General features: G+C 48.0%; 11 protein-coding genes, 2 tRNA genes and 1 pseudogene. 13 read left to right on the top strand and 1 reads right to left on the bottom strand.

The genetic code is table 11. From position 1 onward, the window contains the following. Window positions 1-18 precede the first annotated feature (18 nt). From ACTTHR_RS05605 to ACTTHR_RS05545, 13 genes and pseudogenes are all read left to right on the top strand, one after another. The gene (locus ACTTHR_RS05605; protein ID WP_442605487.1) at window positions 19-774 is read left to right on the top strand and encodes a glycosyltransferase family 2 protein; all 756 of its coding nucleotides are present in this window, start codon (window positions 19-21) and stop codon (window positions 772-774) included. Further along, window positions 771-1352 carry a sugar transferase gene (locus tag ACTTHR_RS05600; protein ID WP_442605486.1) on the top strand — a complete coding sequence of 194 codons (582 nt, stop codon included), beginning with the start codon at window positions 771-773 and terminating at the stop codon, window positions 1350-1352. Before ACTTHR_RS05605 ends, ACTTHR_RS05600 begins: the two co-directional genes overlap by 4 nt. 27 nt (window positions 1353-1379) lie before the next feature. Further along, complete coding sequence (locus tag ACTTHR_RS05595) at window positions 1380-2519, top strand: DegT/DnrJ/EryC1/StrS family aminotransferase (protein WP_442605485.1); 1140 nt, start codon at window positions 1380-1382, stop codon at window positions 2517-2519. Window positions 2520-2880: 361 nt separating this feature from the next. Further along, window positions 2881-3438 (top strand): glutathione peroxidase, encoded by a 558-nt coding sequence (locus ACTTHR_RS05590; protein WP_442605484.1) that lies wholly within the window; start codon window positions 2881-2883, stop codon window positions 3436-3438. Between the two features lie 621 nt (window positions 3439-4059). Further along, window positions 4060-4134 (top strand) — tRNA-Val (locus ACTTHR_RS05585). A 73-nt stretch (window positions 4135-4207) separates the two neighbouring features. Beyond that, a tRNA-Val gene (locus ACTTHR_RS05580) sits at window positions 4208-4282 on the top strand. 346 nt (window positions 4283-4628) lie between these two features. After that, on the top strand, window positions 4629-5198 hold the full coding sequence (locus ACTTHR_RS05575; protein ID WP_304284656.1) for a 50S ribosomal protein L25/general stress protein Ctc: 570 nt from the start codon (window positions 4629-4631) through the stop codon (window positions 5196-5198). Window positions 5199-5444: 246 nt separating this feature from the next. Then, window positions 5445-6005, top strand: a pseudogene (gene pth, locus ACTTHR_RS05570) (aminoacyl-tRNA hydrolase); the annotation flags it as partial. Between the two features lie 76 nt (window positions 6006-6081). After that, window positions 6082-6522 (top strand): RNA-binding S4 domain-containing protein, encoded by a 441-nt coding sequence (locus tag ACTTHR_RS05565; protein WP_004332591.1) that lies wholly within the window; start codon window positions 6082-6084, stop codon window positions 6520-6522. A 50-nt stretch (window positions 6523-6572) separates the two neighbouring features. Next, the gene (cls, locus tag ACTTHR_RS05560) at window positions 6573-8012 is read left to right on the top strand and encodes a cardiolipin synthase (protein ID WP_442605483.1); all 1440 of its coding nucleotides are present in this window, start codon (window positions 6573-6575) and stop codon (window positions 8010-8012) included. Between the two features lie 159 nt (window positions 8013-8171). Further along, the gene (locus tag ACTTHR_RS05555) at window positions 8172-8813 is read left to right on the top strand and encodes a hypothetical protein (RefSeq protein ID WP_424777579.1); all 642 of its coding nucleotides are present in this window, start codon (window positions 8172-8174) and stop codon (window positions 8811-8813) included. Window positions 8814-8902: 89 nt separating this feature from the next. Beyond that, window positions 8903-9745 carry a DUF3822 family protein gene (locus ACTTHR_RS05550; protein ID WP_442605482.1) on the top strand — a complete coding sequence of 281 codons (843 nt, stop codon included), beginning with the start codon at window positions 8903-8905 and terminating at the stop codon, window positions 9743-9745. Window positions 9746-9771: 26 nt separating this feature from the next. Beyond that, complete coding sequence (locus ACTTHR_RS05545; RefSeq protein ID WP_314813511.1) at window positions 9772-10326, top strand: RsmD family RNA methyltransferase; 555 nt, start codon at window positions 9772-9774, stop codon at window positions 10324-10326. A gap of 236 nt (window positions 10327-10562) precedes the next feature. Here the strand turns inward: ACTTHR_RS05545 and ACTTHR_RS05540 are convergent, their stop codons facing one another. Further along, window positions 10563-11564 (bottom strand): 2-oxoacid:ferredoxin oxidoreductase subunit beta, encoded by a 1002-nt coding sequence (locus tag ACTTHR_RS05540; RefSeq protein WP_281677953.1) that lies wholly within the window; start codon window positions 11562-11564, stop codon window positions 10563-10565.

Raw genomic sequence — 11564 nt, 5'->3', positions numbered from 1 at the left:
CATCTCGATACGAAAAGAATGACTCCACTCCCCCTTGTCTCTATCATAATGCCGTCGTACAATGCGGCTCGATTCATTGCAGAGTCTATAGAATCTGTATTGGCGCAATCGTATGTGGATTGGGAACTACTGATCACAGACGATTGTAGCAGAGACCAAACTCTAGAGATAGCACAGAGCTACGAAAGGAAGGATCCTCGTATTAAAGTATTTGCTCTCCCATGCAACTCTGGAGCTGCCGCTGCCCGCAACCACTCCCTAGCAATGGCAAAGGGAAGATACATTGCCTTCCTAGATAGTGATGATCTTTGGAAACCTCAAAAACTAGAGCGGCAGTTGTGTTTCATGGAAGAGGGTGGCTACGCTTTCTCCTACACAGACTATGAATTGATGAGTGAAGAGGGGAATTTACTCCACAAGAGACTCAGGATGCCTCCTGCCCTATCCTACAAGCAGTATCTAAGAAATACGGCGATAGGCTGTCTCACTGTCATGATAGATAAGGGGAAAACTGGCAACTTCTCCATGCCCCCCATCCGTTCGTCTCAAGATATGGCTACCTGGCTACTCTTATTAAGACGCATAGACAAGGCCTATGCCCTTACAGAGGATTTGGCAACCTATCGACTTGTAGGAAACTCAAACACGGCAAAAAAAGGGAAAGCGGCCAAAGACGTTTGGATATGTTACCGCGACATTGAACATCTTTCTCTAGCCAGGTCCATATACTCGTTTGTAGGGTACGCATTCCATGCCGTAAAGAAGAGATTATGATACTAAAGTGGATATTTGACCGAGTGATAGCTCTAATCGGACTTATCGTTTTGCTACCTGTATTTCTTGTTGTAGGCATACTTATCAAGATAAAGATGCCTGATGGCCCCATACTTTTCCGGCAAAAGAGAGTAGGGAAAGGGGGGCGGATTTTCACTATGGTCAAGTTCCGAAGCATGGTTGTATCCCATAGCGGCTCATCCGTCTCTGTAGCAGGAGAAAGTAGAATACCCCCTCTTGGAGCGAAACTCAGAAAGTATAAACTCGACGAACTGCCCGAGCTGTGGAATGTGCTAATAGGCGATATGAGCTTTGTAGGACCTCGCCCCGATGTCCCGGGCTTTGCTGACAAATTAGTAGGCGAAGAGCGAGAAATCTTGCAACTACGTCCCGGCATTACAGGACCGGCCTCCCTCAAATACCGTAATGAAGAAGAGATCCTTGCCTCTGTAGATGACCCCATCCGATATAACGCCGAGGTGATCTATCCGGACAAAGTTCGTATCAACCTCGACTACCTCAGGCATTGGTCGTTTGCCCGAGACCTCAAGTATATCGTACAAACCCTACTCCCCTAATTAGTAACTAACCCAAAATAGCAGCATATGAACAAGCGAATTTGGCTTTCCCTCGCCCAAATGGGAGGCGAAGAGCAGAGTTTTATAAAGGAGGCATTCGATACCAACTGGGTAGTACCCTTGGGTCCCAATGTCAATGGATTTGAGCAAGATCTCAAACATTATCACACCTTAGACAAGCAAGAAGTTGTGGCGCTAAGTGCAGGTACTGCCGCTCTTCACCTGGGGCTTATAATGCTCGGAGTGGAGCGAGATGACGAGGTAATCTGCCAAAGTTTCACCTTCTCCGCTAGTGCCAACCCTATTACCTATCAAGGGGCTAAGCCTGTTTTTGTAGATAGTGAGCCCGACACTTGGAATATGGATCCCGCTCTCCTAAGAGAGGCTATTGAAGACCGCATCCAAAAGACGGGCAGAAAACCCAAGGCGATCATCCCCGTACATCTCTATGGGATGCCTGCCAAGATGGACGAAATTATCGCCATTGCCCAAGAGTACGAAATACCCATACTCGAAGACGCTGCCGAGGCGATAGGCTCTGAATATAAAGGGAAAAAGTGTGGTACGCTGGGAGCCTATGGAGCACTCTCCTTCAACGGCAACAAAATGATTACCACCTCAGGCGGAGGAGCCCTGATCTGCCCCAGCCGAGAGACTGCCGACCGAGTAACCTTCTACGCTACGCAGGCTCGTGAGCAAGCCCCTCACTACCAACACGAAAAAATAGGTTACAACTACCGGCTAAGCAACATCTGTGCAGGTATTGGTCGTGGGCAAATGCAAGTTTTAGACGAGCACATCGCACGCCGCCGCGCCATCCACGGCCTATACAGCCAAGGATTAGGTTCTATCTCGGGTATAGAGGTACAACAAAACCCCTCTGCGCAGTTCAATTCCAATTTCTGGCTCACCTCAATCCTCATCGACCCTAAGCAGACCGGCTTCGATCGTGAGCAGCTACGCCTACGACTTGAGGAAGAAAACATTGAGAGCCGCCCCCTCTGGAAACCCATGCACCTACAGCCCTTTTTTGCAGCCTGCCCCTATTATGGAGGCTCCGTGGCGGAAGGTCTTTTTGAAAGAGGTCTGTGCCTGCCGAGCGGGAGTGGGCTTAGTGACGACGAGATTGCATACGTTATTGGGGTGATAAAGAGCTTTATCCGATAGATTTTCCTCCTACCGAATCAAGGGGCGCACTCTAGAGAGACTCCCTCTCTCCAGAGTGCGGCTTTTTTCGTTTGCCTCGAGCCAAGAAACAGGCCACGTCTCCACAGAAGAGAACCCGAAGTGGAGCAAAATGTTTTGCACAACAAATTACTCTAAAAGAGATTATGCACAACTTAATCACTACCTTTACGTCCAAGAGAAATCTCCTTAACTAACAAATATATAGAGACAATCAAACTGATAAACGAAGAATAAAAGAATGAGAACTACGTTTTTAATGCTACTAGCGGCTTGTCTCGCTATGCCTATTTATGGTCAGACAACCCACACCAACCCAAATAAGGGGGCGAAGGAAAGAAAAATGACAACAATCTATGACTTCAGCCTTACCGATGCCCAAGGCAACGATGTAAGCCTCTCGGAATACAAGGGCAAGGTATTGCTTGTTGTCAATACCGCTACCAAATGTGGTTTTACACCACAATACGAGAAGCTTGAAGAGATGTACCGCAACATGAGAGCCGAAGGGTTCGAGATTATCGACATCCCTTGCAACCAGTTTAAGAATCAGGCCCCAGGCTCCGACGAGGAGATCACCCAATTTTGTCGCATGAATTTCGGCACCGAATTTCCACAATTCAAAAAGAGCGATGTTAACGGCGAGAACGAACTCCCTCTCTACACTTGGCTTAAGAGCCAAAAGGGATTTGAGGGTTTCGACGAAGAAAACAGCCTGAGCCCAAAACTTGAGAGAATGCTTGATAAAGCCGATCCCAATTGGCGTTCGAAGAGCGATATAAAATGGAATTTCACCAAATTCTTGATCGACCGTAATGGCAACGTCATTGCACGTTTCGAGCCCACTAAGGATATGGGTAAAGTAGCAGAGCTTGTCAAGAAAGCCCTTGAGGCCAAATAAGCAAAAGACATCTGAACATAAAATAGGAAAGAAACATCCGCTGTCTTTTCCGATATGAAAGGCGAAATCGAAACAATCCGATTCTAAAACAGCCTAGTAATAGAATGGGGCACCCTTAGTTCAACTAGGGGTGTCTTTTTTTTGCTTGCTCTATACGGCAGAGCCGTCTCACAAAAGAGGTGCTCGGCAGCAATCCCGAATTCTCCAGAATGCCCTCCTCATCCATAGAGAAGGACTCCTGACTAAGGGCAATCCATAAAGTCACACTTCGCCCCCTCATTCCCAAATACTTACCTTCAGAAGCATCCCCAATGCTCTTTTTAAAGGACCTTGCCTAGTTTTCATTTCCTTTCTGCCCAAGATCTTTTGAATTGCAGGCCTAAAAATTTTTTGCTCCTGCCCATGAAACTTTTTTATTCTACCCTATTCCGAGAAAAGTGCAGGGCAAGGTTTTTCTTCCGTTTCACGAGGAGAGATAGGAGAAAAGTTACTTAGCGAGAAAAACAAGTGAGGGTATTGCAGATTTCGAGAAAAGTATTACCTTTGCATCGCTGTTAGCAGAGCAGCACTGGAGAGTGTTGCTAAAAACTCGCAAGAGTAGTACCGACAAAAAAGAAAAGAGGGCTCATAGCTCAGCTGGTTTAGAGCATCTGTCTTACAAACAGAGGGTCATAGGTTCGAATCCTATTGGGCCCACTTTATCTTCACCTCGGATTATCTTGAGAGTAGATACAAGAGATTCTGAAAATCTTGTAGCGAGAACGCGTGAGGGCTCATAGCTCAGCTGGTTTAGAGCATCTGTCTTACAAACAGAGGGTCATAGGTTCGAATCCTATTGGGCCCACGCATAGAGAGAATGGTGGTATGGTCTTGAATCTGAAAACAAGGCATCTATGACCACAACGAAGAGGAAGCCTCTATCTTTCCTAATGATCAAGGGAGGGCAGTGGCTTTTTTTGTAGTCAAGTGATCATGTACTCACCATCCTGTTTTTGGTATTCTATCGCAGAACCGCTAGAGACAACAACCGGCGAAGCAAGGCGCTTCATCCCAAGGCTCCAAACATCGGTTAGCCTAGGCAAGAAAAGCCAAGCCTCTCCCCCGTTAGCCTCTTGGGTGTGATGGGAAATTAGGGACAGCTCTATTTTGAGCAACTAATTTTGAGTAACACAAAAAAAAAGAAGAAGAGAATGAAGACATTCCAACTCAACGCCGACCTCCGCGAAGGTCTTGGCAAGAAGGCTACTAAGAGCCTCCGCAAGCAGGGTATCATCCCCGCAGTAATCTATGGTGGAGAAGCAACTCATCACCTCACCGTAACACAAGATGCAGTGCGCAACCTTATCTACACTCCCGAGATCTTCGACATCGATCTCTCAGTAGCAGGTAAAACTTGCAAGGCTGTACTCAAGGATATTCAATTCCACCCCGTAACAGACGAAATCCTCCACATCGACTTCCTTGAAGTTAACAAAGACAAGGCTATCGAAATGGAAGTACCTGTTGTACTCGAAGGCCACGCTGCCGGGGTACGCGCCGGGGGTAAACTCGTGCTCGAAATGCGCAAACTTCGCGTTAAAGCCATCTACGATCAGATCCCCGAGAGACTTCACATCAATGTAGAAAACCTAGAGCTTGGCAAGTCTATGCAGGTAGGTGCTCTCAGCTTCGAAGGACTTGAGATCATGAATGCAAAGAACGCCGTTGTGTGTGCCGTTCGCCTCACTCGTGCTGCTCGTGGTGCTGCTGCCAAGAAATAATTAGGCTAGAAAGCAACGGACTTTCTGACGGGGACTCTCCCCAAGAAAAGTACCGACAACCAACCCCTCACCTCTCGACACTAATAAGAGGTGGGGGATTTTTGGTTTCGGATGTTAGGGAAGGACTCCTCTTATAAGCCCACTCCCCAACCTGCAACCGACCCGATTGATAAACCTTACAACCTCTTCTCTTTATCAAGGGAAGAAGATAATTCGAGGGGAATGGCTAACTTTGAGCCCAAGAATATGAAATACCTTATAGTAGGACTAGGCAATATAGGCGAAGAGTATTGGGGCACACGGCACAATGTTGGCTTCCGTATGGCAAACGCAATAGCGGAAGAAATCGGTGCGACCTTTACTGAGCAACGTTATGGGGCTATTGCACGAGGGCGCATCAAAAATGCAGAACTCGTTTTGCTCAAGCCCTCCACCTATATGAATCTGAGCGGAGAGGCGGTACGTTACTGGCTCCAAAAAGAGAATCTTCCCACGGAGCAGCTCCTCATCTTAGTAGATGACCTTGCTCTCGATTTCGGAACCCTCAGACTTAAGTCGAAGGGCAGCGATGCAGGGCACAATGGACTTAAAAATATTGCACAGCTACTCGGCACTGCGGAATATGCACGCCTACGCTTTGGCTTAGGAAGTCGCTTTTCGAGGGGACGTCAGATAGAGTTTGTACTCGGGCATTTTACGCCGGAAGAGGAGCAATATATGCCACTTCTCACCAAGGAGGCAGTTGCTATTGTTCGCGATTTCTGCCTCTCGGGCGTAGATAGAGCCATGAATTGGCATAACAAAAAGTCTCTACTCCCCCCTCCCGAAGAGCAAAAACCCGACACTCCTACACCCCTACCCAACTACTAGCATCTCGAGAGAAATGGCCGGAGAAGTACGAATCGATAGTTTTTTGTGGGCAGTACGCATCTTCAAGAGCCGCTCCTTGGCTAGCGATGCCTGCAAAAAAGGTCGTGTTACCATCAACTCTCAGAGTGTAAAGCCTTCGCGACTCGTTGTGGCCGGCGACGTTATTGGGGTGCGCAAAGCCCCCGTAACCTACAGCTTCAGAGTACTGCAAACGGCACGCAACCGAATGGGAGCCAAGCTCGTCCCCGACTACATCCTCAACATAACACCACGTGAGGAGCTCGAAGTGCTAGAGCTACAGCGCATATCGGGATTTATCGACAGAGCCAAGGGCGAGGGGCGACCCACCAAAAAAGACCGACGTTCTCTAGACGAATGGCAGGGAATGAACGACAACTTCTTCATCGACAACGAAGACTTTTTCTCCGACGATTTTGATCTCGACAGCGAATAGCATGCCATAAATTCTACCCCCTATACCCCAACGTAAGTAAGCCCTAAGCTATGTGGAGCGAAGTTACCAGCATCATATTCTCAGCTATCTATCTGGTAGTTGCGTTGGGTATTGCCCTTGTGGTGATCAGCGAAAACAGGAATCCGATAAAGGCACTATCGTGGGTAATGGTGGTACTTTTGATTCCCGCCGTGGGTATCATTCTCTACTATTTCTTCGGACAGGACCTCCGCCACACCCACACCATCCACCGCAAAATATACCGAAGGCTCTCAAGTGTGCCCTATAGCTTCGAAGACTATGCCATCGTAAGTAAGCCCATTCTGCAAAAGCCTCAATATCGCCCCGTAGAGCAACTTTGTGAGCGACTAGGGGACAGCCCCGTACTTGCAGCACAGGAAATCAAAACATTCACCACAGGACACGACAAGTTTGAGGCTCTCTTTGCCGATATTCGAGCCGCCAAACAACACATCCATCTTCAATACTATGCCATCGAGAGCGACCGGCTCGGCAATCAACTCTCTGACCTATTGATACAAAAGGTCAGAGAGGGGGTTATTGTACGCATCCTGTACGATGATGTAGGCTCTTGGGGTGCTCGTCGCTCTTTTTGGAAGCGAATGCGAAAATCCGGTGTCCAAGTCTATCCCTTTATGAAGGTGGTGATCCCTTACCTCTCCTCTCGAGTGAACTACCGCAATCACCGCAAACTTGCCATAATAGACGGAGAAATCGGCTACATGGGAGGGATGAACATAGCCGATCGCTACTACTACGGCAATGAAATGGGCCCCTGGAGAGATACCCACTTCCGCCTCACAGGTGGAATTGTTGCGGAGCTACAGACAGCATTCCTCATCGATTGGTACCTCATCACACGGAGGGTCGTACACCTTAGGGACTACTTTCCCAAAAGACTCTCTTCGGGCGATACACCCCTTATCCCCATGCAATTTTTCTTGGGATCGCCTATGGGGGCTTGGCGTAGCATCGAACAAGCCATCAATTACCTCATCCTACGAGCAACTCGTCGCATCTGCATTGAGACGCCCTACTTCCTCCCCACCCAAACGCTAAACGAGGCTCTCTCTATGGCGGCCTTAGGTGGCGTTGAGGTCAATCTACTCATCCCTCGCAAAGGCGATGTACTAGCCTCCCATCTTGCCTCACTCTCCTATCTGGATGGACTGATGGAGGCCGGAGTGCATGTCTACTTCTACAAGGCCGGTTTTCTGCACTCCAAATTCCTCACGATAGATGGAGAAGTAGCTCTTGTAGGCTCTGCCAATATGGACTTTAGAAGTTTCGAACACAATTTTGAATGCGCAAGCATCATCTACGAAGCAGGCTTTACCCAACAACTGGAAGAGATATTTGCTCAAGACCTCGACAATAGCGAGCCGGTAATCCCTGCCCGCTGGAGGAACCGAAAACGCTGGCGGAGATTCTGTGAATCGATAATGCGACTTTTTTCGCCTCTCCTCTAGATTTTCTCGAAGAAAAAGGGAACAAAAAACACTTTTCTACTCCAAAAAGCGCTGCAATTTGCAGGGTAGTTGTATATTTGCAGAGCGAATGTATCCTCTACTCAGAACTTGGGAGGATAACGAGCTACAGAGACGAATAATAATAAACGACTATACAGGATGAAGATTGTAAGGATTGTACTGATTGCCCTAGCAGTAATTGTAATGGGCTACCTTTGCGTGATGAGTATCGTAACTCCCGAAAACTTCAAAAAGGAACAAGCTCAGAGAGAAGCTCTAGTTGAGAAGCGACTCAAAGACATTGCAACCTACGAGATTGCCTACAAAGAGAACTATGGCAAATTTGCCACAGCCGACGAGTTGGTAGAGTTCCTCACCAATGGCAAAATCTTCTACATCAACGCTGAAGGGGACTATACCGACGAAATGCGCGAAAAGGGAATTACAGAAAATCAAGCCGCAGCACAAGGGCTCATCAAGCGTGATACTACCTACATGAATGCTCGCGACTCACTCCTCAAGAATGGAGAAGACCCTCGCGAACTCATTATGGTGCCCGGATTCCCTGACCATCGTATTGAGATAGAAACTGCAACCATACAGCAAGAGGTGGGTAACGATACGATCAATGTTTCTGTATTCCAAGCCCAAGTACCCATGGAGGTATACCTCGCAGGAATGGATAAGCACATTCTCTCCACAAAGATCTCTGATGCAAAGGCTCGCAACAATGGTGCCGGCTATCCAGGGTTGCGTATTGGGTCTCTCAAAGAAGTTAAGACAACAGGTAACTGGGAATAAGATATCCTCTTCACTCTCTCCTCGGGGAATTCAGCATTCCTCCTAGAAGGGGAGAGGTAACGAGACTCTAAAAAAGAGAGAAAGGAAGCATGGCTCCATCTACGATAGAAGGGTTACCTCTACTAGACGAGACCACTGCCGAACGTTATAACCTCTCTCTACGTCTTCACCCAGACGGCATAACTTATACTCTATCACTTGCTCAAGAGCCTACCAAGGTATTGGGCAGTGATAGAGTCTTTTTTGTCCCCACAAGCGAGGGAGTTGGCTATACAGATCGTTTGAGTGACCTTATCTATGCCTATAGCTTTCTCCCCCTTCCCTATCATCACATTCAGATAGCTTTTGATGCCTCTGCTTTTGTTTTAGTGCCCCCGGGTGTCCCCGTACGCGAAGACGAAGAGGCGTGGCTATCCATCGCTGTACCTATCCTACACAACGAAGTAGGCTATACAGCATCTTATCATTTGGGGCCAGAGGCTCCAACGCTGCTTGCGGCTTGGGAGCGTTCTATCTTTACGTTCTTACGCCGCACCTATCCTTACGCCGAAATCCTCCCCTACGTCGTCCCTACCCTCCGCGAGGGGCTCACAGCAAGCCGCACCACAGAGAACGGCCGACTTATCTACCTCTTGGTATCTCCTCTTACGCTCAGCATCCTTGTATTCGAGCGAGGGAATATCAAGTTTGCCAATAGATTCGCACTCATTGCCACCAGCACTGCCTCTAGCATTGCGGGAGAGATCCTCTACTACCTAGGGGCTGTATGGCAGCAAATAGGCAGAGATAGGGTAGCCGACGATGCTATTCATCTCTTTCACACTACCTCCCTAGAGATGGCACAAGAGCTGGGCGATGCTCTTTCTTCCCATCTCTTCCCTCTCGGCTTCTCCCTCCAAAGCATCCAATACTCTCCCCTATCCGTTGATTAGAGGGTAGATTCAGATATTCTTATCCTATGCGTATCATTAGTGGGAAATATGGGCATAGACGTTTTGACGTCCCCAAAGGATTCAAACTTCGCCCTACGACCGATCTCGCCAAAGAGGCTCTATTTAGCACAATCACCTCTATGTTTTCTTACGAAGGGGCACGCATACTCGATCTCTTTGCCGGTACCGGAAGTATTGGATTAGAGTTTGCTTCTCGAGGAGCTGAATGGGTTGATATGGTAGAAAAACAGCCCAAACAGGTAGCTTTTATCCAATCTGTAATTAAAGCACTCCATGCCGAAGAAGAAGCCGCCGTGCACGTTGGCAATGTTTTCAAATGGCTTACTCCTGAAACGGGCTCTTCCTCTACGCCCTACGACCTCATCTTCGCAGATCCTCCCTATGCCCTAGAAGCCCTCGTAAAGCTGCCCCAACTCGTTTTCTCTTCGGGTCTGTTGACTCCAGAGGGGCTCTTTATCCTTGAGCACCCCGAGACCTACGATTTTTCCAAAACTCCTTTCTTTGTAAAACACAAGAGGTACAGCGCAGTTAATTTCTCCATCTTCCAAAACCACCCCTAACCCCTCTCTTTTTCAAAATAGGAGAGATATTTCCTCTTCTTTCCGGTAAGAGGTAGGCGAACAACTCCAAGGCTCCTCCCCATCCTCTTCACGGATCAAAGATTTACCCCTCGGCAAACAAACTTCCCCTTTACCCCCATAATTATAAACACCCTGCCTCCTCCCCTTGGGGAAGAAACAGAGTGTTTTATTCTATCCCAACACCGGCTAAGGGTGTCGGAAGAAGGTAAGGTTGCTTACTTTACCTCCCAAACATCTTGTTGCAAGAAGAGCTCGCGAAGCTTACGAGTTGGGTTCTTAGCTTGTACTTCTGCAATCTGAGCGTGTACAGCTTCGTCGTAAGTAGGAGCCTCTACATCGCGGATAACACCCATAGCCATAGGTAGCTCTTCACCATCCATCATAGCCAACATGGTATGAAGGGTAGGATCTTGCTCATGAGCATCGTGGGTTAGGATATCGTTGATAGAGTAACCACCTTCGCCGATCTTTACAACCTTGAGTTTGAATCCATCGAGTACGAGACCCTTATCAAGATTCTGCCCAAAGATCATCTTTTTGCCATGCTCAAGTACGATCGTCTTTTCTGCACGCACTTCCTTAGATGAGAGATATTTGTGCGCACCATCATTGAAGATCACACAGTTCACAAGCACTTCTGTAACAGCAGCACCCTTGTGACGAGCAGAAGCGGTGAGGCAGTCTACCAAAGTCTTTTGGTCCACGTCCAAACTACGAGCGAAGAAGCGACCACGAGCCCCCATCACCAATTCAGCAGGGATAAAGGGATCTTCTACCGTACCATAAGGTGAACTCTTAGAAACGAAACCACGGGGAGACGTAGGAGAGTATTGCCCCTTAGTCAAACCGTAGATGCGATTGTTGAAGAGTACTACATTAAGGTCGATATTACGACGCATTGCATGAATAAAGTGGTTACCCCCGATAGCCAAGCTATCGCCATCGCCTGATGCGAGCCAAACGCTGAGGTCGGGACGAGCCGTCTTGAGACCTGTAGCGATAGCGGCACCACGACCATGAATGGTGTGAAAACCATATGTATTCATGTAGTAGGGGAGACGAGAAGAACAACCAATCCCCGAGATCACAGCCGTTTGGTGCGGAGCGATACCAAGCTCAGCCATTGCCTTTTGGAGGGCAAGAACGACACCATGGTCTCCACAACCAGGGCACCAACGAACATACTGATCGCTCTTAAAATCTTGTGCAGTATACAT

It is taken from the genome of Porphyromonas endodontalis (assembly GCF_052173515.1).
Lineage (GTDB): Bacteria > Bacteroidota > Bacteroidia > Bacteroidales > Porphyromonadaceae > Porphyromonas > Porphyromonas endodontalis_A.
The sequence above is the reverse complement of the archived record's forward strand: the minus strand, read 5'-3'. Positions and strand labels throughout refer to the sequence as shown.